A 23,759-nucleotide genomic window follows, 5' to 3' on the forward strand; every position below is an offset into this window, starting at 1 on the left:
GTCGGCGAGGGCCTCGACGAGGAGCAGGCCGCGTCCGGACTCGGCGTCGGGGGCGGGCCGCCGGCGGTGCGGGAGGTCGTCCCCGCGGCGGCCGGGGAGGTGCGTACCGCCGGCCCCCCTCCTACCCGGACACGCAGGCCCGGTACGCCGCCAGCAGTGCGTCGACCGTCTCGCGGCCGGCGGGCCGCAGGGGCGCCCGGACGGGACCGGCCGGCAGGCCGAGTTCGCCCAGCAGGCCCTTCGCGGTGACTGTGCCCGGCAGTCCCGAGGCCGTCATCAGCTCGACGAGTTCCAGGGCGCGTCGCTGGAGGTGCGCGGCCCTCGCCGTGTCACCGGCGTCGAACGCGTCCACCACGGAACGGAGTTGACGGGGGACGACGTTGGCGACGGTGCTGATGTACCCGGTCGCGCCCACCGCGTACAGCGCGAGGATCTGCTCGTCGCAGCCCGCGTAGTAGGCCAACTCCGTGCGGGAGAGCACCTTCTGGGTGCCGAGGAGGTCGTAGGAGCAGTCCTTGACGCCCACGATACGGGGGTGCTCCGCGAGGCGGATCAGGGTCTGCGGCTCTATGCGGGTGCCGGTGCGGCCGGGGATGTCGTAGAGCAGGACCGGGAGGCCGGACGCGTCGGCGACCTCGCGGAAGTGCGACTCCAGGGCATCCTGCGGAGGGCGGCTGTAGTACGGGCTGACCACCAGCACGCCGTCGGCGCCCGCCTTCTCGGCGGCGAGGGCCAGTTCTACGGTGTGCCGGGTGTCGGCGGTGCCCACGCCCGCCACCAGGGCGGCCCGGTCCCCGACCGCCGCCCGCACGGCCCGCACCAGCTCCGCCTTCTCGGGGTCCGACGTGGTCGGGGACTCGCCCGTGGTGCCGGACAGGACGAGCCCGTCGCAGCCGTCCGCCACCAGACGGGCGGCGAGGCGCTGGGCACCGTCGAGGTCCAGGGCGCCCGACGCGGTGAAGGGCGTGACCATCGCGCAGAGCGCACGGCCGAAGGGGGCGGCGGGGAGGGCTGCGTTCGTCATGGAAGCAGTCTCGGCACCGTGATCGTGAAGCTCCACTTAAATCTGCTACGAGGTACGGCTAAGGACTGCTGCGACGTCGTCGGCGCGGCGGACCCGCCGCACCGCACGGGTAGCCGTCGGTCCTGTGGGTACCCGGACCGTCACCACCGCGAGAGGAGGCGGAGCACGTGGCAGGTACCACGGAGACCCGGCCCGTCCACGACGGGCACCACACGGTCGGAGAACTCGTCGGACAGGCGAGCGAACAGCTCTCCCGGCTCGTCCGGCAGGAGATGGCACTGGCCAAGGAGGAGCTGGCCGAGAAGGGACGCCGCGCCGGCCGCGGCGGCGGTCTGCTGGGGGCCGCGGGCGCGTTCGCGTACGCCGGTCTGCTGGCACTCGCCGGCACGGGCGTCGCCGCCCTCTCGCTGGTGCTGCCGGTCTGGGCCGCGGCGCTCATCGTGACGGCGGTGCTGTTCGTGATCGCAGCCGTCCTGGGTGTGACCGGACGCAGTCAGCTGCGTCAGGCCACGCCGCCCACCCCCGAGGCGGCCCTCGGCAGCGTCAAGGCGGACGTCGAGGAAATCAGGGAAAGGGCGCACCGATGACGGACAGGGCAGCCGCGGACGGCGCCGCGGAGCTGCGCAAGCAGATAGCGCAGACCAGGAACCAGCTGGGCGCCACGGTCGAGGAGCTGGCGGCGAAGACGGACATCCGCGGGCGGGCCAAGGCCCGCGCGGCCGACCTCAGGGACCGCGCAGGCGCGATGACGGTCCAGCTCCGCAGCACGGCGGCCCAGGCGGGCCACACCGTGCAGGAGAAGGCGAAGGGCGCGGGGCACACCGTCCAGGACAAGGCGGGCCGCGTCGGCCACACGGCCCGCAACAGGGCGAAGGACACGCGCCACGAACTCCGGTCGGGGGCCGGGCGGACGAGTGGGGACCTGCAGAGCACCGGGTCCCACAGGGAACGCTCAGCCCCGGCGCCGCTGCGCGTACCGGTCCGGTTCGTCGCGCGGCACCCGAGGCCGGTGGTGATCGCGGTCGCGGCGGGCGTCGCGATCGTGGCGGCGGGAGTACTCGGCCGCCGCCGCTGCGCACGCTGACCCGACCGACGACAACCGGCTGCCGACCGTGGACGGCCGGCTGTCGACAACCGGCTGCCGACTGTCGACCGTCGGCAGCCGACGGGACACCGGACCCGGTTCCCCCTCCGGGGCGCCGGGTCCCTCCCTGTCCGGGCACGCCCCGCCCGGCCCGCCGGGCCGGCGGAACGGCGTGTTCAGCCGGCCCGGGAACAGCCGGTCACGGCTTGAAGCGCAGCACCTGCGGGTCGTGGTCGCTGATCTGGTCGTTGAACTCCGCGTTGATGTGCACGCTGTCGTACGCGAAGTCGCAGCTGCGCCGGATCGACGGGCTGACCAGGATCTGGTCGAGGACCTGGCTGTTGCCCTGGTAGACGTACGAGTAACGCTCGCTCCTCGGCAGCGACTTGACCGCCGACCACAGCTCGCCGTCACCTTCGAGGAGCTTCGCGGTGCCGGAGAACTCGAAGTCGTTGATGTCGCCGAGCGCGACGACGTCCGCGTTCTTCTGGGTGTCGAGGATGTCCTTGACGAAGGCGTTGACCAACGTCGCCTGCTGGTGGCGCTGGGTCTCCGAGCTGCGCGCCGCCGGCTGGTACTGCGAGGTCAGCCCCTGGTCGCCGCCCTTGGAGTTGAAGTGGTTGGCGATCACGAACACCGTGCGGCCACGGAAGGCGAACTCGCCGACCAGCGGCTTGCGGCTGGAGTTCCAGGCCGCGTTCGCCGGGTCGATCCGGCCCGGCGAGACGGTCAGGGCCGCCTTGCCGCGCTCCTTGGTGACGCCGGCCGCGGTGGTGGCGTCGCCGCCCGCGCGGTCGGTGAAGGAGACCCGCTCCGGGTTGAACAGGAACACCTGACGGATGTTCCCGCCCGGCTCACCGCCGTCGGTCTTGTCCGCCGGGTCGATCGAGCGCCAGTCGTAGCGGGGGCCGCCGGCGGCGACGATCGCGTCGATCAGCTCGGTCACCGTCCGGTCCGCCGCCACCGTGCCGTCGTCGGTCGCGCCGTTGTTGTCCTGGATCTCCTCCAGGGACACGATGTCGGGCGACTTCAGGTTGTTCACGATCGCGGAGGCGTGCGCCTCGAACGTGGTGTCGGACGGGTCGAGGTTCTCGACGTTGTACGTCGCGACCGCCAGCTCGCCGTTCTTCTGCTTCCGGGTCGTCTCCCGCTCCACACCGGCGCTCTCGAGCGCGCCGATACGGTTGGCGGCGACGGTGTAACCGCCGAACTGGTTGTAGTCCAGCGGGCCTTCGGTGGTGCCGGTCAGCCTGTCGCCGACGTTCGCCGCCGGGAAGTCGGCGACCTTGCCGAGCGACTGGATCTGGAGCCGGCCGGTGTTCTGCGCGTCGTAGGAGCCGTAGACCGTGCCGCCGCGGCGGTTGCGGTTCTCCCACGGCTTCACCGTGACCCACAGCTCGGTGTACGGGTCGGTGGCGCCGACCACGCGGACGTCGGAGACCTGGACGTTCATGCCCTCCAGGGACTCGTAGAGGTCCAGGGCGTAGGTGCCGGGCCGCAGGGCGAGGGCGTTGATCGAGTTGTTCGCGGCGGGGTCGCCGGCCGGGGCGTAGGCCGCCGGCACCGACTTCGCGTCGACGACCGTCGCGGCCGGGACCGGGTTGCCCGCGGAGACCACGGTCACCGTCGGACGGACGATCTCCGTCACCGCCTGGTTGCCGGACGAGGTGCCGCCCGGGACGAACTCCGAGACCGTGCCGGAGACGCTGACCGCGTCCCCGACGGCGACCTTGGGGGTCGAGCTGGTGAAGACGAAGACGCCCTCGCTGGTGGCCGGGTCGGCGTCCGGGTTCGCGTCCTGGATCCAGAAACCCCTGGACGAACCGTAGGTGCGCACACCGGTGACGATTCCGGTCACGTCCGTGACCTGCTTGCCGGCGTACGGCGAGACGCGGGTGGTGCCCTGGATGTCGTGGATGCGCACCGAGTCCGCGTGCGCGGGCGCGGCGACGACGACCGCCGACGTGGCGGAGCAGACGGCGGCGACGGTGAGCGCGGCGAGGCGCGTGGAAGACCTGCTAGGCAAGGGGTTCCCTCCGGGGACGTTCATGAGCGCCGGGACGAGGGTGAGACGTGGGGCGCGGATGACGCGCGTAGAAACCAGTGAACACCTGTCCCCCCAACTTCTACGCGCGTCAATCTCCAGCCTGGCCGGTCCAGTTGTCAAGGTTTCGGCCATGTACGAGACCTGACCGGTAGATGAACCGGGCGGCATGGGGCGAAACCCGTCTAGGCTGAGCGGTCGAGTGGCACCACGCGTCCGAGGAGAACAGCCGATGTCAGACAGCTCCCCCCTGCCGCCGGTGCGGCTGCACCCCGAAGCGGAGCTGGCGCGCGACGCGCTGTCCACGCCGTTGCTCTCCCGGGCCGCCCTCCTCGCCCGTTGGGCCGGACCCGACACCCGCGTCGACGCCGGCGGCGGACTCCTCGACGAGCAGCTTCCCGCCGCCGCCGAAGCGCTCGGACTCACCGGCGACGCCGCCGCCGCCCACGCGAGCGAGGCCTGGCGGGTCGCCGTCGACGCCGGGCTCGTCGAGGTCGCCGACGAGGAGGCCGGCACCGTCACCGCGGGCGAGGACCTCTCCCTGCTCACCGGCGGCGCCCCGCACGACGTGCTCGCCGTCTGGCTCGCCGCCCTGGAGACCGTCCTCGCCGACGCGACCGTGCCCGACCTCGACGAGCTGGTCGACGCCATGGACGAGGGCGGCGAGATCGACTTCTCCCGGCTCGACTGGGACCCCGAGGGCGAGGCCGCCTTCCTCGACGGCGTGCTCGGCAACCTCTACCTGCTCACCGTCACCGAGGACGGCCCCGGCGGGCCCGTCCCGCTGCCCGCCCTCGCCGCCTCCATGATCGTCCCCGGCGACCTGGGCGAACCCACCAACGACATGCTGGAGCAGATCTCCGACGCGATGATGCGTCTCGACGACCAGTTCCGGCTCCTGGAGCCCATCGGACTGGTCTCCTACCAGCCCGTCGACGAGGCACTGATGGGCGACCCCGAGGAGGAGCCCGCCGCCTCCGTCGACGAGACCGACGTCTCCCGCTACGGCATGGTCCGCCTCACCCCGCTCGGCCTCTACGGGCTCCGCGCGCGCCTGCTGGAGGCCGGCTTCCGGGCGCCCGCCGTCGGAGACCTCGTCGACAAGGGGGCCGACGCCCTCCTCGACGGCAGCTCCGGCTACGGACCGCACGCCGCCCGCGCCGAGACCGAACAGTGGCTGGACCGGCGCGAACCCCTCGACGCCGCCCGCGAACTGCTCGCCGCCGCCCGCGGCTCGGACGAGGGCGCGCCGCTGCGCCGGCTGCGCTGCCAGCAGGCCCTCTCCCTCGTCGGCGCGCAGGCCGAACCCGCCGTGCGGGAGGTCCTCGACGACCCCGAACTCGGCGGGCTCGCCCGGGTCTGGCTGAGCGAGCTGGGCGCCGCCGACGTACCGCCGCCCTCCGAGGACCTGGTCTACTGGCTCACCATCGACACCCTCGCCGCCCAACTGGCCGCCGAGGGCAACTCCGACGAACTCCAGGGGCTCGTCGAAGGGCTCGCGCAGCAGCACAGCGGCTTCTTCGCGGCGGCCTGGCGGGTCGGACACCCGGCCACCGCCGACGTCCTGGAAGCCATGGGGCGCCTGCACCCGGACAAGCGGATCGCCAAGGAGGCCCGCAAAGCCGCGTTCAAGGCGCGCTCGCAGCAGGGCGGGTGACCGGGGAGCCGGTGCGGGTGAGCGGGGGCCGGGCGCGGTTCCCCGCGCGTCCCGGGTCCGTGCCGCGGACGCGGGTGTGCAGTTTCCCCGGAGCCTGACCGGGCGCCGCTCCGTGTTCAGCCGGTGTTCAGGGGCGAGGGGGACGGTTGCGCGGACCGAGGTCCGCCACCCTCCACGGCACACCAGCGTCTCAGGAGACAACATGTCGCTCACCCGCAGGGACTTCGCCAGGAAAACCGCGGCAACCGGTGCGGGGGTCGCGTTGGCGGGCAGCGTCGACGTGCTCGCCAGCGCACCGAACGCCCTCGCCGCCACGGAGACCGCGAACGCGGACACCACGGGCGCGGACACCACGGGCGCGGGACACCGGCCGGCGGCGCACCACGGCGGAGTCGGCTACGGACCGCTGCTCCCCGACCCGGACGGCATCCTCGCGCTGCCCGCCGGCTTCGACTACCGGATCATCACCCACAGCGGAAAGACCAAGCTGGAGTCGGGCGAGCCCACCCCCTCGAACCACGACGGCACGGCCACCTTCGACGGCCCGCGCGGCACCACCCTCCTCGTCAACAACCACGAGCTGAAGGGCCCGCGCGCCAACTGGAAGTACCCCGTGCCGCTCACCGAGGGCCTCGTCTACGACCCGGCCGCCTCGGGCGGCTGCACGGTCGTCGAGGTCCGCCCCGGGGGCCAGGTCGCCGAGTGGGTGGGCATCGCCGGCACCTCCACCAACTGCGCGGGCGGCAGCACCCCGTGGGGCACCTGGCTGACCTGCGAGGAGAACTCCGACCGGGCCGGCACCAACGGCATGACCAAGGACCACGGCTACGTCTTCGAGGTCGACCCCCGCGACCGGCGCGCCAACCGGGACCCCAAGCCCCTGAAGTTCTTCGGCCGCTACGACCACGAGGCCGTCGTCATCGACCCCAGGCGCGGCCACGCCTACCTCACCGAGGACGCCGCGAGCCCCAACGGCCTGTTCTTCCGCTGGAGCCCGCCGCCCGGCTTCGAGCACGGCCGCGGCAAGTTCCGCACCCTCGCCGACGACGCCGGCGTCCTCCAGGCCCCCAGGTGCTTCGACTCCGGCGGCCAGTTCGTCGACGACCTCTCCCGCGCCACCAGGACCGGCACGGTGTACGGCGTCGACTGGGTGGACGTACCCGACCGCGACGCGCGGACCACCGCGGTGCGCAAGCAGTTCGGCGCCGGCGAGATCACCCGCGCCCGCAAGCTGGAGGGCATGTGGTGGGGCGACGGCGGCGCCTACCTCGTCTCCTCGTACGCCCGCGCCGAGAGCCCCGTCCAGCACGACGGCCAGGTCTGGTTCTACGACCCCAGGCGCCGCACCCTCACCCTGAAGGTCCTCCTCGGCGTCAACCCCGACCCGTCGGCCGACGGCGCCTTCGACGGCCCCGACAACATCACCGTCTCCCCGTACGGCGGCCTGGTGATCGCCGAGGACGGCGAGGGCGTCTCCCACCTGTTCGGCGCCACCGACAGCGGCCGCACCTACCCGATCGCCCGCAACGACCTGAACATCGGCACCGAAGAGGCCCCCGAGTACAGCGAGTTCACCGGCGTCACCTTCTCGCCCGACGGAAAGACCCTGTTCGCCAACATCCAGCAGCCGGGCATCATGGTGGCGATCACGGGGCCGTGGAAGCGGCAGAAGCGCGCCTGATCGAAATAGGTTCGCACCCCGCGTGCCCCGCCTCCTACAGTGAGAGCACGACGACGCACCTCCCGGTGCGAAGGCGGCGGCTACTTCTCTTCCACGGAATCCGGGCCGCAGCCGGTCCGATCTCGGGAGGCGCGGCACGCGGTGGGTGCCCGGTGCGCAGGCAACGGTTACTTCATTGGATCGGACGGTCGCGGGTTCGAGTCCCGTCATCGACTTCGGGTCGGTGTAGCTCAGTCGGTAGAGCATCTGGCTAAGTCCGTCGCCGACCTCTGATCTCGGGCACCCTCCCCCTGCCGTGTCTCCCTCCGCACCACCAGGGAATTCGGGGGAATTCAGCATGGCGCGCTTCAACACCCGTGCCGCGAGGGCGCGGCCCGCCTCGGCCGTGCGCACGACGGGCCGGACCCTGCGCACCCACCAGGGCGGCCGGGGCCATGAGCGGGACGCACGCTCCGAACTGTTCCTGCTCGCGGTGTCCCACTTCGTGACGCAGAAGACCTTCTACGAGACGGGTGCCGACCGCGACGACCGGTTCGTGCGGCTCGTGCGCGAGCTGGCCGTCTCCGACCCGTCCTGGACGGCCGGCCTGCTCGGCTGGCTGCGCGGCGAGGGCGGTCTGCGGACGGCCGCGGTCGTCGGGGCCGCCGAGTACGTCCACGCGCGCCTGAAGGCCGGCGCGACCGACGGGCCGGCGGGCCGCCAGGTCGTCGACTCCGTCCTCCAGCGCCCGGACGAGCCCGGGGAACTGCTCGCGTACTGGACCGCGACCCACGGCCGCAACGTCCCCAAGCCGGTCAAGCGCGGCATCGCCGACGCCGTACGGCGTCTCTACGGCGGCAAGTCGCTCCTGAAGTACGACACCGCGTCCAGGGGTTACCGCTTCGGCGACGTCCTGAACCTCGTCCACGCGACGCCGGACCCGGCCAAGCCGTGGCAGGGCGAGCTGTTCCGGTACGCGCTGGACCGCCGGCACCACCCCGACACCGCCGTGCCACCCGCCTCCGACCGGGTCCTGGCCGCGCACCGCGAGCTGACGGCACTGCCGGTCGAGGAGCGGCGCGCGGTCGTCACCTCCGCGGGCGGCGCCGAGCGGCTCGCCGCGGCCGGCATGACCTGGGAGGCGCTCGCGGGCTGGCTCCAGGGGCCGATGGACAAGGCGGCCTGGGAGGCCGTGATCCCGTCCATGGGTTCGATGGCGCTGATCAGGAACCTGCGGAACTTCGACGAGGCCGGCGTCTGCGACGAGGTCGCGGCGAGGGTCGCGGCCCGGATCAGCGACCCGGCCGAGGTCGCGCGCTCACGGCAGTTCCCGTTCCGCTACCTCGCCGCCCACCAGCACGCGCCCTCGCTGCGCTGGGCGTACCCGTTGGAGCGGGCGCTCGGGCACGCGCTGGGCAACGTGCCCGCGCTGCCCGGCCGCACGCTGGTGCTCGTCGACCGCTCCGGCTCGATGTTCTTCTCCCGGCTGTCGGACCGTTCCGCCCTCAACCGTGCCGACGCGGCGGCGATCTTCGGCACGGCGCTCGCGCTGCGGGCGGCGGACGCGGACCTGGTCGAGTTCGGCACCACCAGCAGGCGGGTGGAGTTCCGCACGGGCGGGTCGGTGCTGAGGATCCTGGAGCGTTTCGGCGACCTGGGCGGCACCGACACGACCGCCGCGGTGCGCGAGCACTACCGGGGGCACGACCGGGTGCTGATCGTCACCGACGAGCAGTACGGCTTCAGCGGCCACGGCTCGCCGACCGGGCAGGTCCCGGCCGACGTGCCGGTCTACACGTGGAACCTCGCGGGGTACCGGGCGGGCCACGGACCCTCGGGGGAGCGGAACCGGCACACCTTCGGGGGGCTCTCGGACGCGGCCTTCCGCATGGTGCCGCTGCTGGAGGCGGCACGCGACGCGGACTGGCCGTGGGCGGTCTGACCGTCTGACCCGGGCCCCAGGGCCCGGATCCGGGGCACGGAGCCCCGAGGCCCGCACCACCGGCGCGGGCCTCTTCTCGTGCGGCCCTTCTCTTGGAGACCACTGACATCTAACATGTCAGTTCATGGAGCCTCTGCGACCCGTGCCCCGCACCCTGCTCAGGGAGCGGGCGTACACAGCGATCCGCGACGCCATCGTGGCCGGGGGGATCGAGCCCGGCGCGGTGGTGCGTGACGCCGACCTCGCGGAGCGGCTCGGGCTGTCCCGGGCGCCGGTCCGGGAGGCGTTCGCGCGGCTCGTGGACGAAGGGCTGCTGGAGAGCAAGCCGCAGAGCTACACGCGGGTGACCCCGGTCGTCGCCGGGGACGTACGGGACGCGGCGGCCGTGGTCGGCGCGATGCACGAGCTGGTCACGCGCGTGGCGGTGCCCCGGCTGTTCGCGGCGGACGTCGAGGCGATGCGCGCCGCCAACGAGCGGTTCGGTGCCGCCGTGGACGCCGGTGACGTCGAGGGTGCCCTGCGCGCCGACGACGAACTGCACGACGTCCTGGTGCGGGTGAGCGGCAACCGCGCGGCCGCCGCCACCGTCGCCCGCTACACCCCCCTCATCCGGCGGCTGGAGCGACGGCGCTTCGGCGAGGGCGGCACCTGCCGCTCGGCCGGGCTGCACGACCGGCTGATCGCCGCCTGCGCGACCGCCGACGTGGACGAGGCGGTCCGCGTCACGGCGGAGATCTGGCGCACCCTCGCGGATCTCGCCGACACCGACGATTGACCGTCCTGCCGAATCCGCCCCAGGAGGCGACATGTCCCTGTCCTCGTACGAGCGTTACCCCCTGCTCTTCGGTCCGTCGCCCGTGCACCCGCTGCACCGGCTGACGGAACACCTCGGCGGCGCCGCCGTGTGGGCCAAGCGGGAGGACTGCAACTCCGGGGTCGCGTACGGCGGCAACAAGACGCGCAAGCTGGAGTACCTGATCGCCGACGCCCTCGCGCAGGGCTGCGACACCCTGGTGTCGATCGGCGGGGTGCAGTCCAACCACACCCGGCAGGTGGCGGCCTGCGCGGCCCGCGCCGGACTCAAGTGCGTCCTGGTGCAGGAGAGTTGGGTGGAGTGGCCCGACTCGGTGTACGACAAGGTCGGCAACATCCTGATCAGCCGGCTCGCGGGGGCCGACGTCCGGCTGGTGCGGGCCGGGTTCGGGATCGGCTTCAAGGAGAGCTGGGAGCTGGCGCTCCGGGAGGTCGAGGAGTCCGGTGGCAAGCCCTACGCCATCCCCGCCGGCGCCTCCGACCATCCGCTCGGCGGACTGGGGTTCGCCGGGTGGGCGTACGAGGTGGCGGAGCAGGAGCGGGACCTGGGCGTCTTCTTCGACACCGTGGTCGTGTGCTCGGTGACCGGGTCGACGCAGGCCGGCATGGTCGCCGGGTTCGCGGCGCTGGAGGAGGCGGGCGGCCGGCCCCGGCGCGTCCTCGGTGTCGACGCCTCGGCCAGGCCCGTCGAGACCCGGACGCAGATCGCCCGCATCGCCCGGCGCACCGGGCAGCTCATCGGGGTGCGGCGGGAGCTGACCGAGGCGGACGTCGAGCTGGACGAGCGGTACCACGCCGGGGTCTACGGCGTCCCCGACGAGGTCACCCTGGAGGCGATGCGGCTCGCCGCGCGCACCGAGGGCATGGTCACCGACCCCGTCTACGAGGGGAAGTCGATGGCCGGACTCGTCGACCTGGTCGCGCGCGGCGAGATCGGCCGCGACTCCACCGTGCTCTACGCCCACCTGGGCGGCCAGCCGGCACTCAACGCCTACAGCGCGCTGTTCTGAGCCCGGCCGGCGGCACTTCGGCCCTCGCTAAAATCGGAGAGAGTCCCCGGCTTGCGAGGAGTAACTGGATGACGCAGGTCAAGCCCATGCGCGCGGACGCCCGCCGCAACTACGAGCGGTTGCTGACGGCCGCGGCGGAGGCCTTCGCCGAGCACGGGGAGGGAGCGTCCCTCGACGACATCGCCAAGCGGGCGGGGGTCGGCTCCGGCACGCTGTACCGGCACTTCCCCACGCGTCAGGCGCTGCTGGAGGCGGCGTACGTCGACCGGATCGAGGCGTTCGCGGTGCGCGCGGACGAACTCGCCGCGCGCCTGCCGCCGGGCGAGGCGCTGGTGGAGTGGCTGAACGAGGTGTGCGTCGGAACGATCCAGGTGCGCGGCATGAAGGCGCTGCTCGGGTCGGCCGTCACCGACGCCGGCAGCGCCGCGGCCACCGCCTGCGGTACGACCGTGCAGGGCGCGGCGGCCCGGTTGGTGGAGGCGGCGCAGCGGGAGGGGACGCTGCGGGCGGACGTCGAACCCGTGGAGGTGCTGCGGCTGGCGCACGGTGTGGCGACGGCGGCGGAGCTGGCGAACGGGGGCGCGAGCGGCATCCGCCGGTACGTGTCGCTGCTGACGGAGGGGCTGGGCCCCGCGCGCTGAACGCTGCGTGGCGGGGCGTCGGCGACGGGCGCCCCCGCCGAGGGGGGGGCGCCCGCGTGCGTCGTCGGGGGCCGGCCGGGCCGGAGGTCAGAGCGCCTGCGCCGCCGGCTTCACCATGTTCCGCACCGTGCGGGCCTTGACGAACTCGCCCATGGCCGTCATATCCCACTCGCCGGTGAACTGGCGGATCAGCTTGGCCATCATCACGCCCGTCTGCGGCTCGGCACCGGTCAGGTCGAAGCGGACCAGTTCCTCGCCGGTGGCGGCGTCCAGGAGACGGCAGTAGGCCTTGGCGACCTCGGTGAACTTCTGCCCGGAGAAGGAGTTCACGGTGAAGACCAGGCCGGTGACCTCCTGCGGGAGCCGGCCCAGGTCGACGACGATCACCTCGTCGTCGCCGCCGCCCTCACCGGTGAGGTTGTCGCCCGAGTGCTTGATCGCGCCGCCCACGATGGACAGCTTGCCGAAGTAGCAGCTGTCGATGTGGTTGCGCTGCGGGCCGTAGGCGATCACCGAGGCGTCCAGGTCGATGTCCTTGCCGCGGTACGCCGGCTCCCAGCCGAGGCCCATCTTGACCTGCGAGAGCAGCGGGCTGCCGCCCTTGACCAGGGAGACCGTCTGGTTCTTCTGGAGGCTGACGCGGCCCTTGTCCAGGTTGATCTTCCCGGCGCCGGGGGCGGGCGGGGCCGGGGGAGCGGGCGGGGCGGCCATCGGCGGGGCGGGCGGGGTGACCGGGGGCTGCATCGTGGGCATGGGCGGGGCGGCCGGCTGGGCCGGGGCGGCCGCCGCGGGCTCCTCCACGGTGACGCCGAAGTCGGTGGCGATGCCGGCCAGGCCGTTGGCGTACCCCTGGCCGACGGCGCGGGCCTTCCAGGCGCCGTTGCGCAGGTAGATCTCCACGATCACCAGCGCCGTCTCGGCACCCAGCCGCGGGGGAGTGAAGGTGGCCAGGACGCTGTTGTCGTCGGCACCGCGGACGGTGGCCGTCGGCTCGATGCCCTGGAAGGTCTGGCCCGCCGCGTCCGGGCTCGCGGTGACGACGATCTTCTCGATGCCCGGGGGCAGCGCGGAGGTGTCGACGATGATCGCGTCGGGGGCCGCGCCGCCGCCGGAGCGGTAGGTCACGCCGGGGCCGGTCGGCTGGTTGTAGAAGATGAAGTCGTCGTCGGAGCGCACCTTGCCGTCGGCGGTGAGCAGCAGGCCCGAAACGTCGAGACGCACGGGGGCGGCGACGTCCACCGCCACACGGGTGACGGGGAGAGGGATGTTCGAGCCGGGGGTCATAGCTGTCATGCCTGGATGAACGAGCGAGGGCGTTTTACCGTTCCCTTACCTGTGGTCCGATCGGGGCCGGTGGGCCCGGAGGGACCTCGCCCCGCCGCCCGTCCCCCGGAAGGGGGGCGGCGGGGCGAGGAAACCCCTACGGGACCACCACGATCTTCCTGCCCACGCCCGCGGCGAACTGGTCCAGGGCCTGGGGGTACCGGTCCAGCGGGAGCCGGTCGCTGATGAAGACGTCCGGGTCCAGGACGCCACCCGCGAAGAGCTCCGCCGCCCGCTCGTAGCTGTGCAGGACGGCCATGGAACCCGTGATCGTGATCTCCTGGTTGTAGATCCGGTACGGATCGATCGTCACCCGCGTCGCGTAGTCGGCGACCCCGAACTGCAGAAACGTACCGGCCTTGGAGACCCGCTCCAGCCCGTCCTGGATCGCCGCCGCGTTCCCCGTCGCGTCGATGACGAGGTCCCACCCCTGGGGCCGGTCCAGCTCGTCCGGGGTCGCCGCCGACGCGGAGACCCCCAGCTGTCGCGCCGTCTCCAGCCGCGCCGGGTTCAGGTCCACCATGTCCACGCTCGCCGCCCCGGTCCGTTTGGCCAGCTCCAGCATCATCAGGCCCATGGTCCCGGAGCCGTAGATGAGGACGTGGGCACCCAGGCGTGACTGGAGCACGTCGTAGCCGCGCACCGCGCAGGAGAGGGGCTCGATCAGCGCCGCGTCCTCGGTGCGGACGTGTTCGGGCAGCTTCACGCAGTTCGCCACCGGCGCCACCGCGTACTGGGCCGCGCCGCCGGCCGCCGTCACGCCGATCGCCGCCCAGCGCTCGCAGAGGTTGTTGTGGCCGGTGCGGCAGTAGCGGCACTCGTGGCAGTACAGGGACGGGTCGACGGCCACCCGGTCGCCCACCGTCACCTCGGTGACCTGGGCGCCGGTCCCCACCACCGTGCCGGCGAACTCGTGGCCCGGCACGATCGGCAGCTTGGGCGCGAACTCGCCCTGGAGGATGTGCAGATCGGTGCCGCACAGTCCGCAGGCGGCGACCTCGACGACGACGTCGCGGGGACCGGGGGTCGGGTCCGGGACCTCGGTGACGACGGCGCGGCCGATGGACTCGATGACGGCGGCCTTCATTTCACGGCTCCCAACGACAGGCCCTGGACCAGCTTGTCCTGGGCGGCGAACCCCGCGGCGAGCACCGGCAGGGAGATGACGAGCGACGCGGCGCACACCTTCGCCAGGAACAGGCCCTGGCTGGTGATGAAGCCGGTCAGGAAGACCGGGGCGGTCTCGGCGACGACGCCCGTGAGGACCCGGGCGAACAGCAGCTCGTTCCAGCTGAAGATGAAGCAGATGAGGGCCGTGGCGGCGATGCCGGGCAGGGCGATCGGGCCCACCACCCGCGTGAGGACGGTGGGCAGGCGGGCCCCGTCCACCCGTGCCGCCTCGATGACCGCCACCGGGACCTCGGCGAGGAACGACTGCATCATCCACACCGCGATCGGCAGGTTCATGCAGGTGTAGAGCACGACCAGCAGCCAGATGTTGTCGAGCAGCCCGGTGTCCCTCGCGAAGAGGTAGATCGGCAGCAGGCCCGCGACGGCCGGCAGCATCTTCGTCGACAGGAAGAAGAACAGCACGTCCGTCCACTTGCGCACCGGGCGGATCGAGAGCGCGTAGGCCGCCGGGACGGCCAGCAGCAGCACCAGCAGGGTGGACGCCACCGAGGCCACCGCCGAGTTGGTCAGCGCGGGCCAGGGGCTGGCTCCGCCGTCCGTGCCGAAGAACTCGCGGTAGCCGTCCAGGGTGAGCGGCGCGGTGAAGGAGGGCGGGTTGGTCGCCGCGTCCTCCTCGGAGTGGAAGGAGGTCAGCGCCATCCACGCGATGGGCAGGAAGAAGACGATCCCGGCCAGCCAGGCCAGCAGGCCGAGTCCGGCGCCCTTGCGGCGGGCCCGTACGGTCGGTGCGTTCATGCGCGTGACACCTCCTCGCGGAACAGGGACGACACCACGCGCAGCGCGAAGGTGGCGATGACGATCGAGCCGATGACCACCAGGACGCCCGCGGCCGACGCGAGGCCGTTCTCGTGGGCCTGGTAGAAGCTCTGGTAGACGGTGTAGGGCAGGTTGGCGGTGCCCAGGCCGCCGGACGTGATCGTGAAGACCGCGTCGAAGTTCTGCACGATGTAGATCGAGCCCAGCAGGGCGCCCAGCTCCAGGTACCGGCGCAGGTGCGGGAGCGTCAGGTGCCGGAAGATCTGCCAGTCGCTCGCGCCGTCCACCCGCGCGGCCTCCATCTGCTGCTGGTCCCGGCTCTGCAGCCCGGCCAGCAGGATCAGCATCATGAACGGCGTCCACTGCCAGACCAGCGAGGCCTCCACCGCGAGCAGCGGGGTGCCGGAGATCCAGTCGGGCTGCGGGCCGCCGACGTAGTGCAACAGGCCGTTCAGCAGGCCGTACTCAGGGTTGTAGAGGACGTGCTTCCACAGCAGGGCCGCCGCCACCGGGACCACCAGGAAGGGAGCGATGAGGAGCGTGCGGACCACGCCCCGGCCGCGGAACCTGCGGTCCAGGAGCAGGGCGAGGGCCAGGCCCAGGACGAGACTGGCCAGCACCACCGAGACCGTCAGCAGGACCGTCGTCCACACCGAGTGGCGCAGGTCGGCGTCGCTCAGCACCTGCTGGTAGTTGTCGAGGCCGGTGAAGCTGCGGGCGTCGGGGTAGAGGGCGTTCCAGTCGTAGAACGAGATCACCAGCGTGGCCACGAACGGGAGCTGGGTCACGACGATCATGAAGACGAGGGCGGGCAGCAGCGGGGCGCGGGTGGCCCAGGCGCGCAGCCGGGCGGAGGGCCGGCGCCCGGCCGGTAGCGGGGTGGTGGCCACGGGGGCCGTCGTCGTGGCGGTCATCGGCCCTCGTACTCCTCGGAGATGCGCTCGGCGAGCTTCTGGGACTTCTTCAGGGCCGACTCGACGGACTGGCGTCCGGCGATGGCCGCGCTGATCTCCTGGGAGACCTTGGTGCCGAGGTCGGTGAACTCGGGGATGCCGACGAACTGGATGCCGGGTGCAGGCCGCGGCTGCACGCCGGGGTCCTTCGGCCGGGCCCCCTCGATGGCGGCCTTCGTCATGTCCTGGAAGGCGGACGCCTCGGCCCGGTAGGCCGCGTTGGCGTACGTCGAGGCGCGCTTGCCGGCGGGCACGTTCGACCAGCCGATCCGCTCGCCGACCAGCTGCTCGTACTCCTTGCCGGAGGCCCAGGAGACGAACCGCCAGGCCTTGTCGGTGTTGCGGGAGGCCTTCTGGATGCCCCAGGCCCAGGTGTAGAGCCAGCCCGAGGTCCCGGTCTTCTCGACGGGGGCGGGGGCGTAGCCCATCTTGCCCTTGACCGGGGAGTTCGCCGCCTCCAGGGAACCGGCGGCGGAGGTGGCGTCGTACCACATGGCGACCTTGCCCTGGGTCATGTTGTTGAGGCACTCGGCGAAGCCGGACTGGGCGGCGCCGGACTCGCCGTGCTCGCGGACGAGGTCGACGTAGAACTTCGTCGCCTTCTCGAACTCCGGCGAGTCGAGACGTGCCGTCCAGTCCTCGTCGAACCAGGTCCCGCCGAAGGTGTTCACGACGGTGGTGAGCGGTGCCATCACCTCGCCCCAGCCGGGCAGTCCGCGCAGGCAGATGCCCTTCATGCCGGGCTCGGCCCCGTCGGCCTTCGCGGCCAGGTCGGCCACCTGGGTCCAGGTGGGACGCTCGGGCATCGTCAGACCGGCCTTCGCGAAGACGTCCTTGCGGTACATCAGGAAGGACGACTCGCCGTAGAACGGCTGACCGTAGAGCTTGCCGTCGTCGGCGGTGAGCGACTCGCGCATCGGGGCGAGGACGTCCTGCTCGTCGTAGGCCGGGTCCCGGGCGACGTAGGAGTCCATCTCGTGCAGCCAGCCGTTGCGGGCGTAGATCGGTATCTCGTAGTTGGACAGGGTGGCCACGTCGTACTGGCCCGCCTGGTTGGCGAAGTCCTGGCTGATCTTGTCGCGGACGTCGTTCTCCGGCAGGACGGTGAAGTTCACCTTGATGCCGGTGTCCTTGGTGAAGTGGGCGGCGGTCAGTTTCTGCAGCTCGGCCATCTGGGGGTTGTTGACCATGAGGACGTTGAGGGAATCGCCGCCCGATCCGGCCCCGCCGGCTCCGGTCCAGCAGCCGGAGAGCAGGGGGGCGAGCAGCGTCCCTGCGGCGGCCAGGGCGAGCGTGGCTCGCGGTGGCCGCCGTCGGCTCGGGGTTCGCATGGATCACTCCTGGACGTGTGGAACGTATGGAACATGTGGGATGCCCGGGGGACAAAAGGGTGCGAGGGGGTGGGGGAGTGCCCCTCGGCGGGGAGCGGACGGGTTCTCCGGACGCACGTCCGGCCGGGTGCGCCGGTTCCTCAGACGCGGACGACCTGGGGGCCCAGCAGGGAGTAGCGGTGGGCCTCGGGGGCCGGCAGCAGCGTGCTCGTCACGATCGCCTCCAGCGAGCCGACCTCGGCGAACCGGCAGAAGCTGACCGCGCCGAACTTGGTGTGCACGCCCACGAACACCGTGCGGCGGGCGGCCCGTACCGCCTGCGCCTTGACCTCCCCGACGGCCGGGTCGGGGGTGGTCAGGCCGTGCTCACGGGAGATGCCGTTGGCGCCGATGTAGGCGAGGTCGACGACGAAGCCCGCGAGCATCTTCGTCGTCCAGTGGTCCACCGTCGCCAGGGTGCCGGCCCGGACCCGGCCGCCCAGCAGCAGGACGGACACGTTGTCGGTCTCGGCGAGGGCGCCCGCGACCGGCAGGGACGCGGTGACCACGGTCAGCGGCCGGTCCCGGGGCAGCGCCTCCGCGATGAGCTGCGGGGTGAAGCCCTCGTCGACGAACACCGTCTCGGCGTCCCCGAGGAGTCCGGCCGCCGCGGTGGCGATCCGGCGCTTCTCGGGCACGTGACTGGTGGCGCGGAAGGCGAGGGTCGTCTCGAAACCGGCGCTCTCCACGGGATACGCGCCGCCGTGCGTGCGCCGCACCAGGCCGTGGTCCTCCAGGGCGCGCAGGTCCCGCCGTACGGTCTCCTTGGCCACGCCCAGTTCGGTGGCGAGCGCGGCGACGTCGACCGAGCCGGTGGCGCGTGCGGCCCGCACGATCTCCCGCTGGCGCTCCTCCGCCGTCCTCGGGGTCACTGCCGTCACCTCGTTCTTCCGCCCGTTTCTGCCCGTTCGGGCCCATGGGGGAAGTTCTACAACGGGGTGGGGGCGGTGACCAGGCCTGTCGCGGGCCCGATACGGCCCGTCTGTGCCCGTTCTCCGTGGCCGGTGCCCGCCGCGGACCTGCGCGGTTGTGGCGGCGGGCGGCGGTTCGGGCAGCGCGGATGCCCGAACGCGGCGGCGGGCGGGCCCGTTCGGTGCCCGCCCGCCGCCGTACCGCTCCCGTGGGGGCGTCAGTACGGCCAGATCGGCGGGTCGTTGACGAAGTGGCCGCCGAGGTGGGCGTGCGCGATGTTCCCGGGGTCCAGCTCGCCCTGCTCGGCGATCAGCTTCTCGGCCCACGGCTCGGAGTCGTCCTGCGGCTCGTAACCGAGCGCCCGCGCGCTGGTCAGGTCCCACCACAGCCGGGTGTTGGCGGAGGAGCCGTGCACCACGGTGTGTCCGACGTCCCCGGCGGTCAGGGCGGCGTGGAACAGCCGGGCGCCGTCGGCCGGGCTCATCCACACCGACAGCATCCGGACGCTGGTCGGCGCCGGGAAGCAGGAGCCGATGCGCACCGAGACGGTCTCCAGGCCGTGCTTGTCCCAGTAGAACTGGGCGAGGTCCTCGCCGAAGGCCTTGGACAGGCCGTAGAAGGTGTCCGGGCGGTGCGAGGTCTCGACGGGGATGAGGGGGTCGTCGCCCCGGGGGCGCGGGGTGAAGCCCACCGCGTGGTTGGAGGAGGCGAAGACGACGCGCCGCACGCCCTCCTCGCGGGCGGCCTCGTACAGGTGGTAGGTGCCGACGATGTTGGCGTCGAGGATCCTGTCGAAGGGGGCTTCCAGGGAGATGCCCGCCAGGTGGATGATCGCGTCGACGCCCCGCACGGCCTCCCGTACGGCGTCCCGGTCGGCGAGGTCGGCGACGAGCGCCTCCGGCTCGCCCTCGATCGGGCGCAGGTCCAGGAGGCGCAGCTCGTAGCCGTACGCGGGGAGCAGCTCCCGCATCAGGGTGCCGAGGCCTCCGGCGGCGCCGGTGAGCAGGACGGTGCGCGGAGCGGGCATCCTCGGGTCTCCTTGGGTCGGCGGGTGCGGCAGGCGACGGGCCCGGCGGCCGCATGCGTGGACGTCATTCACATGCATGGACACGCTAAGGATTTCCCGCCCGCCGCGTCAAGTGTCTCGCGGAGCCGGAGAATCGGCTCCTGTCTGGTGGTTTGTGCGCTTGACCGGGCGTTGGGGGCCTTCATAGGGTGAGTCCGTTCATAGATGTGGACATTAGTCAGAAGAACGCACGCGTCGTCCTAGGGAGAGCCCGTGACGCCAGCCCCGCTCGCCGCACGTCTGCGCGTCCCCAGCGGACCACTGTTCTTCCCCGTCACCGCCTACGGTCCCGACGGCTCCCTCGACCTCGACACCTACCGCGCGCACGTCCGCCGCGGCATCGAGGCCGGGGCGGCGGCCGTCTTCGCCTGCTGCGGCACCGGGGAGTTCCACGCGCTCACCCCCGAGGAGTTCGAGACCTGCGTGCGCGCGGCCGTGGACGAGACGGCCGGACGCGTGCCCGTCGTCGCCGGCGCCGGCTACGGGACCGCGCTCGCGGTGCGCTACGCGCGCCTGGCCCGGGCCGCCGGCGCGGACGGGCTGCTCGCGATGCCGCCGTACCTCGTGGTCGCCGGCCAGGAGGGGCTGCTGCGCCACTACCGGGAAGTGGCCGCCGCGACCCCGCTCCCGGTGATCGTCTACCAGCGCGACAACGCCGTCCTCACCCCCGAGACGGTCGTCGGACTGGCCCGCACGGACGGGATCATCGGGCTCAAGGACGGGCTCGGCGACCTCGACCTCATGCAGCGCATCGTCAGCGCCGTCCGCACCGAGGCCCCCGGCGACTTCCTCTACTTCAACGGCCTGCCGACCGCCGAGCAGACCCAGCTCGCCTACGCGGCCATCGGCGTCACCCTCTACTCGTCCGCCGTGTTCTGCTTCGCCCCCGAGATCGCGCTCGCCTTCCACCGGGCGCTCGCCACCGGCGACGAGACCACCGCGCACCGCCTCCTCGACGGCTTCTACCGCCCCTTCGTCGAACTGCGCGCCCAGGGCCGCGGCTACGCGGTCTCCCTCGTCAAGGCGGGCGTACGGCTGCGCGGCCTCGACGTGGGCGAGGTGCGGCCCCCGCTGCACGAGCCCGGCGAGGACCACGTCAAACAGCTCGCGCAGCTGATCGACCGCGGGTACGCGCTGCTGGAGGAGAACAAGTGAAGGCGTCGGCGTTCGTCTACCCCTGGGACGTCAACGGCGACCCGGCGGCGCCGGACCGGATCGCCGCGCTCGGCGTCCGGCAGGTCACCCTGGCCGCCGCCTACCACTCCACCCGCGCCCTCACCCCCCGCCACCCCCGCCACCGCGTCGTCACCGCCGAACACGCGGCCGTGCTGTATCCGGTCGGCAGCCGCTGGCAGGGCCGCGCGCTGCGTCCGTACCCGGCGGGGGGCTGGGCACCCGGCGACGCGTACGCCGAGGCCGCCGCCACGCTCGCACGGGCCGGCCTGGAGGTGCACAGCTGGGTCGTCCTCGCCCACAACTCCCGGCTGGGCGCCGAGCATCCGGCGACCTCCGTCGTCAACGCCTACGGCGACCGGTACCCGTGGGCCCCGTGCATCGCGCAGCCCGCCACGCGCGCGTACCTCGTCGACCTGGCCGCCGAGGCCGCGGTACGGCCCGGCGCGGCCGGCACCGAACTGGAGTCCCTCGGCTGGTACGGCCTCCAGCACCTGCACGCCCACGACAAGACCGGCGGGGTCGGGCTCGGCGAGTCCGGGCAGTACCTGATGTCGCTCTGCTTCTGCCCCGCCTGCCGGGCCGGCTACGACGACCTGGGCCTGGACCCCGACGAGCTCGCGGCGGCCGTGCGGACCGCACTGGAACCGGTGTGGCGGGGGCTGCCGGACGACGAGGGCTGGGCCGGCGTGGAGAAGCTGCTCGGCACGGAGCCGGCGGGGGCCACGCGCGCGTGGCGGGACGCGACCGCCCGCTCGCTCCAGGAGGAGGCCGTCGCGGCCGTCCGCGCGGCGGCACCCGAGGGCTTCCAGGTCCTCCTGCACGCCGACCCGGTCTCCTACCACGTGGGCGCCAACCCGGGCGTCGACCCCGCGCACATCCTGTCGGTCGCCGACGGCGTGGTCGTGCCCTGCACGGGCGGACCCGCGCTCCTGGGCCCGTTCGCGCAGCAGCGCCGCGAGAAGGCCGTGATCGCCGCCAACCTCACCGTCGTCTCCGGCATGGGCGGCAGCCCCGGCACGCTCGCCGCGGACGCGGCACGCGCGCGTGAGCTGGGCGCCACGGAACTCCGGCTGTACCACGCGGGACTGGCCTCGGACGCCGACCTGGAGGCGGTCCGCGAGGGACTCGGCGCGCTCTGAGCCGGCACGGTGGCCGGTGGGCGGTACCGCGGCGATCGCCGTGCGGTGCCCGGGCGGCGGCCGGATTCCGGCCGGCCGGTCCGGGCCGCGGCGAAGAGGCGGTCCGCCCTGCGATGAGTCCGGGCCGCTCCGCCGGTCTGCCCTTCAGGCACCCACCTGGAGGAGCGGCAGATGACCCACACCGATACAGGCGCAGACGCCGGCACCGGCACGACGGCCCTCGACCTCGGAGCGCAGTCCGAGGTGGTGGCCCGGCTCGCGGCGGCCGTGCCGGACGACCGGCTCGCGGACGGGACACCCTGCCCCGCGTACGCGGTCCGCAACCTGCTGGGCCACCTCACCGGCCTCGCCGTCGCCTTCCGCGACGCCGCCCGCAAGGACTTCGGCCCGACCACCGGCACCCCATCCGGCACTCCGCCCGACATCGGCCCCGGCTGGCGCGAGGAACTGCCCCGCGTCCTCGGTGAACTCGCCGAGGCCTGGCGGGAGCCCGCCGCGTGGACCGGCATGACCCGCGCCGGCGGGATCGACCTGCCGGCCGAGGTCGCGGCCGCCGTCGCGGTCGACGAACTGGTCGTCCACGGCTGGGACCTCGCCCGCGCCACCGGCCAGGACTACACCCCCGACCCGGCCGCGCTCCGGGCGTCCCACGCCTTCCTGCGGGCGGCCGCCGAGGACCCCACCCGCGGCGGAGGCATCTTCGGTCCCGTCGTACCGGTTCCGCCGGACGCCCCCCTCCTGGACCGCACGATCGGCCTGAGCGGCCGCGACCCGTCCTGGACCGCCGGACGGGCGTGAGGCGGGACGGGGCCGCGGACGGGCGTGGCCGTGCCGGGGGGAGCGGGGCCGGACGTACGGGTGTGACCTGGGCGGGGCGCCACGGGCGTGCGTGCCCCGCCCAGGCGCGGGCCGGGACCGGAGACGCGCGTGATCGGGCCGCGGGGAGGGACCTCGTCACCCGCCGGGCCGGCGGCCCGGCTTCCTCGCCCGCCGGGCGGCGGTCCGCCGCGGTCACCCGGCGCGCAGGCCGTCCGACCCCGTCGTCGCGCTCAGCACCCGTGCGGCACCGCCCGCCGCCCGTCCGCGCGGCACCGCAGCAGATCCCCGGGGGCGGCGCCGTAGACGCCTCCGCCGAGGAAACCGTAGACGGACGTGAACCGGGCGCGGTCCGTGGGCGCGGTACGTACCCTCCCCTCCATGATCCTCAGCCTCACCGTCCTCGGTACCGCCTCCCCGCATCCCGGGCCGGGGCGGCCCTGTTCCGGCTGCCTGGTGCGGGGCGGGGGTGCCGAGGTGTGGGTGGACGCCGGGCCGGGGACGTTCGCCGAGTTGCAGAGGCACACGGATCCGCGACGGCTCACCGCGATCTGGATCTCGCATCTGCACGCCGATCACAGCGCGGATCTCCTCGCCGCCGTCCACGCCTTCGCGTTCGGCGGCATGACCCCGCCGACCCCGGTGCCGGTGTACGCGCCGCGCGACTGCGCCCGGCGCCCGGCGGGTTTCCTCGGCCGGCCGGACGTACGGTTCCTGGACGGAATCCTCGACTTCAGGCCGCTGCACGACGGTCACACCGTCCGGCACCGGAACCTTCGCCTCACCTCACGCGCGGTGCTCCACGACACCGAGGCGTACGGGTTGCGCGCCGAGTGCCGGGGCAGCGTGCTCGCCTACTCGGGGGACAGCGGACCGTGCGACGCGCTCACCGAGCTCGCGGTGGGCGCCGACCTGTTCCTGTGCGAGGCCGACGTCGACGCGCATCGCGAAGGCGAACAGCCGGTGCACCTCACTCCGGAGGACGCGGGGGCCTGTACGAAGGGCGCGCGGGAACTGCTCGTCACCCACGTGGGACCCACCCTCACCCGCGAGGCCGCGGCCGGCCGCGCCGCACGGGTCTTCGGCGGCCGGACCGCCGCCGCGCGCGAGGGAGACACCGTCTCCCTCTGACGGGCGAGCCGGCGGGCGAAAAGAAGCAACCTCGACTTCCTCTGTCAGAAG

21 protein-coding genes are annotated in these 23,759 nt (G+C 73.1%); 12 read left to right on the plus strand and 9 right to left on the minus strand.

What is annotated here, in order from left to right:
* Positions 1-121 precede the first annotated feature (121 nt).
* Complete coding sequence (gene dapA, locus AB0N31_RS30795) at positions 122-1,024, minus strand: 4-hydroxy-tetrahydrodipicolinate synthase (protein ID WP_366061744.1); 903 nt, start codon at positions 1,022-1,024, stop codon at positions 122-124.
* A gap of 167 nt (positions 1,025-1,191) precedes the next feature.
* Between dapA and AB0N31_RS30800 the strand changes: the two genes are divergently transcribed.
* Entirely contained in the window at positions 1,192-1,611 is a 420-nt protein-coding gene (locus tag AB0N31_RS30800) for a phage holin family protein (RefSeq protein ID WP_366061745.1), read from the plus strand.
* On the plus strand, positions 1,608-2,108 hold the full coding sequence (locus AB0N31_RS30805) for a DUF3618 domain-containing protein (protein WP_366061746.1): 501 nt from the start codon (positions 1,608-1,610) through the stop codon (positions 2,106-2,108). Before AB0N31_RS30800 ends, AB0N31_RS30805 begins: the two co-directional genes overlap by 4 nt.
* A 199-nt stretch (positions 2,109-2,307) precedes the next feature.
* Here the strand turns inward: AB0N31_RS30805 and AB0N31_RS30810 are convergent, their stop codons facing one another.
* Positions 2,308-4,134 carry an endonuclease/exonuclease/phosphatase family protein gene (locus tag AB0N31_RS30810; protein ID WP_366061747.1) on the minus strand — a complete coding sequence of 609 codons (1,827 nt, stop codon included), beginning with the start codon at positions 4,132-4,134 and terminating at the stop codon, positions 2,308-2,310.
* A 250-nt stretch (positions 4,135-4,384) separates the two neighbouring features.
* On the opposite strand from AB0N31_RS30810, the gene AB0N31_RS30815 reads away from it, so the two are divergent.
* The 6 genes from AB0N31_RS30815 (at position 4,385) to AB0N31_RS30840 (ending at position 11,875) form a co-directional block, all read left to right on the plus strand.
* The gene (locus tag AB0N31_RS30815; RefSeq protein WP_366061748.1) at positions 4,385-5,809 is read left to right on the plus strand and encodes a hypothetical protein; all 1,425 of its coding nucleotides are present in this window, start codon (positions 4,385-4,387) and stop codon (positions 5,807-5,809) included.
* A 202-nt stretch (positions 5,810-6,011) separates the two neighbouring features.
* Positions 6,012-7,490, plus strand: coding sequence for an alkaline phosphatase PhoX (locus tag AB0N31_RS30820; protein ID WP_366061749.1), 1,479 nt, complete (start codon positions 6,012-6,014; stop codon positions 7,488-7,490).
* Between the two features lie 337 nt (positions 7,491-7,827).
* Positions 7,828-9,411: a TROVE domain-containing protein gene (locus tag AB0N31_RS30825; RefSeq protein WP_366061750.1), complete on the plus strand. Its 1,584-nt coding sequence runs from the start codon at positions 7,828-7,830 to the stop codon at positions 9,409-9,411.
* 124 nt (positions 9,412-9,535) lie between these two features.
* Positions 9,536-10,186, plus strand: a complete 651-nt coding sequence (locus AB0N31_RS30830; RefSeq protein ID WP_366061751.1) for a GntR family transcriptional regulator — start codon at positions 9,536-9,538, stop codon at positions 10,184-10,186.
* 31 nt (positions 10,187-10,217) lie between these two features.
* Positions 10,218-11,234, plus strand: coding sequence for a 1-aminocyclopropane-1-carboxylate deaminase (locus AB0N31_RS30835; RefSeq protein WP_366061752.1), 1,017 nt, complete (start codon positions 10,218-10,220; stop codon positions 11,232-11,234).
* 68 nt (positions 11,235-11,302) lie between these two features.
* Positions 11,303-11,875: a helix-turn-helix domain-containing protein gene (locus AB0N31_RS30840; RefSeq protein ID WP_366061753.1), complete on the plus strand. Its 573-nt coding sequence runs from the start codon at positions 11,303-11,305 to the stop codon at positions 11,873-11,875.
* An 87-nt stretch (positions 11,876-11,962) separates the two neighbouring features.
* On the opposite strand, the gene AB0N31_RS30845 is transcribed toward AB0N31_RS30840, so the two are convergent.
* From AB0N31_RS30845 to AB0N31_RS30875, 7 genes are all read right to left on the minus strand, one after another.
* Positions 11,963-13,159 carry a TerD family protein gene (locus AB0N31_RS30845; protein WP_366061783.1) on the minus strand — a complete coding sequence of 399 codons (1,197 nt, stop codon included), beginning with the start codon at positions 13,157-13,159 and terminating at the stop codon, positions 11,963-11,965.
* Between the two features lie 136 nt (positions 13,160-13,295).
* A complete protein-coding gene (locus AB0N31_RS30850; protein ID WP_366061754.1) occupies positions 13,296-14,285 on the minus strand; it encodes a zinc-dependent alcohol dehydrogenase family protein in 990 nt (329 codons plus the stop codon).
* Positions 14,282-15,124 carry a carbohydrate ABC transporter permease gene (locus AB0N31_RS30855; protein ID WP_366061755.1) on the minus strand — a complete coding sequence of 281 codons (843 nt, stop codon included), beginning with the start codon at positions 15,122-15,124 and terminating at the stop codon, positions 14,282-14,284. The genes AB0N31_RS30850 and AB0N31_RS30855 overlap by 4 nt, the downstream gene beginning before the upstream one ends.
* Positions 15,121-16,059, minus strand: a complete 939-nt coding sequence (locus AB0N31_RS30860) for a sugar ABC transporter permease (protein WP_366061756.1) — start codon at positions 16,057-16,059, stop codon at positions 15,121-15,123. Before AB0N31_RS30860 ends, AB0N31_RS30855 begins: the two co-directional genes overlap by 4 nt.
* On the minus strand, positions 16,056-17,429 hold the full coding sequence (locus tag AB0N31_RS30865; RefSeq protein WP_366061757.1) for a sugar ABC transporter substrate-binding protein: 1,374 nt from the start codon (positions 17,427-17,429) through the stop codon (positions 16,056-16,058). The genes AB0N31_RS30860 and AB0N31_RS30865 overlap by 4 nt, the downstream gene beginning before the upstream one ends.
* A gap of 140 nt (positions 17,430-17,569) precedes the next feature.
* Positions 17,570-18,340, minus strand: a complete 771-nt coding sequence (locus AB0N31_RS30870) for a DeoR/GlpR family DNA-binding transcription regulator (protein WP_366061758.1) — start codon at positions 18,338-18,340, stop codon at positions 17,570-17,572.
* 257 nt (positions 18,341-18,597) lie between these two features.
* The gene (locus tag AB0N31_RS30875) at positions 18,598-19,407 is read right to left on the minus strand and encodes an NAD(P)-dependent oxidoreductase (RefSeq protein ID WP_366061759.1); all 810 of its coding nucleotides are present in this window, start codon (positions 19,405-19,407) and stop codon (positions 18,598-18,600) included.
* A gap of 252 nt (positions 19,408-19,659) precedes the next feature.
* On the opposite strand from AB0N31_RS30875, the gene AB0N31_RS30880 reads away from it, so the two are divergent.
* The 4 genes from AB0N31_RS30880 (at position 19,660) to AB0N31_RS30895 (ending at position 23,708) form a co-directional block, all read left to right on the plus strand.
* Complete coding sequence (locus AB0N31_RS30880) at positions 19,660-20,601, plus strand: 5-dehydro-4-deoxyglucarate dehydratase (RefSeq protein ID WP_366061760.1); 942 nt, start codon at positions 19,660-19,662, stop codon at positions 20,599-20,601.
* Positions 20,598-21,761 carry a hypothetical protein gene (locus AB0N31_RS30885; protein ID WP_366061761.1) on the plus strand — a complete coding sequence of 388 codons (1,164 nt, stop codon included), beginning with the start codon at positions 20,598-20,600 and terminating at the stop codon, positions 21,759-21,761. Before AB0N31_RS30880 ends, AB0N31_RS30885 begins: the two co-directional genes overlap by 4 nt.
* A gap of 171 nt (positions 21,762-21,932) precedes the next feature.
* Positions 21,933-22,559: a TIGR03086 family metal-binding protein gene (locus tag AB0N31_RS30890; protein ID WP_366061762.1), complete on the plus strand. Its 627-nt coding sequence runs from the start codon at positions 21,933-21,935 to the stop codon at positions 22,557-22,559.
* A 399-nt stretch (positions 22,560-22,958) separates the two neighbouring features.
* The gene (locus AB0N31_RS30895; RefSeq protein ID WP_366061763.1) at positions 22,959-23,708 is read left to right on the plus strand and encodes an MBL fold metallo-hydrolase; all 750 of its coding nucleotides are present in this window, start codon (positions 22,959-22,961) and stop codon (positions 23,706-23,708) included.
* The last annotated feature ends 51 nt before the right edge of the window (positions 23,709-23,759 follow it).

The organism is Streptomyces sp. NPDC051051, assembly GCF_040682975.1.
GTDB lineage: Bacteria > Actinomycetota > Actinomycetes > Streptomycetales > Streptomycetaceae > Streptomyces.

Coding starts and splice junctions, on each gene's coding strand:
- AB0N31_RS30860 (WP_366061756.1), bottom strand. CDS start 16,059: ATGACCGCCACGACGACGGCCCCCGTGGCCACCACCCCGCTACCGGCC.
- AB0N31_RS30890 (WP_366061762.1), top strand. CDS start 21,933: ATGACCCACACCGATACAGGCGCAGACGCCGGCACCGGCACGACGGCC.
- AB0N31_RS30840 (WP_366061753.1), top strand. CDS start 11,303: ATGACGCAGGTCAAGCCCATGCGCGCGGACGCCCGCCGCAACTACGAG.
- AB0N31_RS30875 (WP_366061759.1), bottom strand. CDS start 19,407: ATGCCCGCTCCGCGCACCGTCCTGCTCACCGGCGCCGCCGGAGGCCTC.
- AB0N31_RS30830 (WP_366061751.1), top strand. CDS start 9,536: ATGGAGCCTCTGCGACCCGTGCCCCGCACCCTGCTCAGGGAGCGGGCG.
- AB0N31_RS30815 (WP_366061748.1), top strand. CDS start 4,385: ATGTCAGACAGCTCCCCCCTGCCGCCGGTGCGGCTGCACCCCGAAGCG.
- AB0N31_RS30865 (WP_366061757.1), bottom strand. CDS start 17,429: ATGCGAACCCCGAGCCGACGGCGGCCACCGCGAGCCACGCTCGCCCTG.
- AB0N31_RS30820 (WP_366061749.1), top strand. CDS start 6,012: ATGTCGCTCACCCGCAGGGACTTCGCCAGGAAAACCGCGGCAACCGGT.
- AB0N31_RS30855 (WP_366061755.1), bottom strand. CDS start 15,124: ATGAACGCACCGACCGTACGGGCCCGCCGCAAGGGCGCCGGACTCGGC.
- AB0N31_RS30825 (WP_366061750.1), top strand. CDS start 7,828: ATGGCGCGCTTCAACACCCGTGCCGCGAGGGCGCGGCCCGCCTCGGCC.
- AB0N31_RS30895 (WP_366061763.1), top strand. CDS start 22,959: ATGATCCTCAGCCTCACCGTCCTCGGTACCGCCTCCCCGCATCCCGGG.
- AB0N31_RS30835 (WP_366061752.1), top strand. CDS start 10,218: ATGTCCCTGTCCTCGTACGAGCGTTACCCCCTGCTCTTCGGTCCGTCG.
- dapA (WP_366061744.1), bottom strand. CDS start 1,024: ATGACGAACGCAGCCCTCCCCGCCGCCCCCTTCGGCCGTGCGCTCTGC.
- AB0N31_RS30845 (WP_366061783.1), bottom strand. CDS start 13,159: ATGACCCCCGGCTCGAACATCCCTCTCCCCGTCACCCGTGTGGCGGTG.
- AB0N31_RS30805 (WP_366061746.1), top strand. CDS start 1,608: ATGACGGACAGGGCAGCCGCGGACGGCGCCGCGGAGCTGCGCAAGCAG.
- AB0N31_RS30850 (WP_366061754.1), bottom strand. CDS start 14,285: ATGAAGGCCGCCGTCATCGAGTCCATCGGCCGCGCCGTCGTCACCGAG.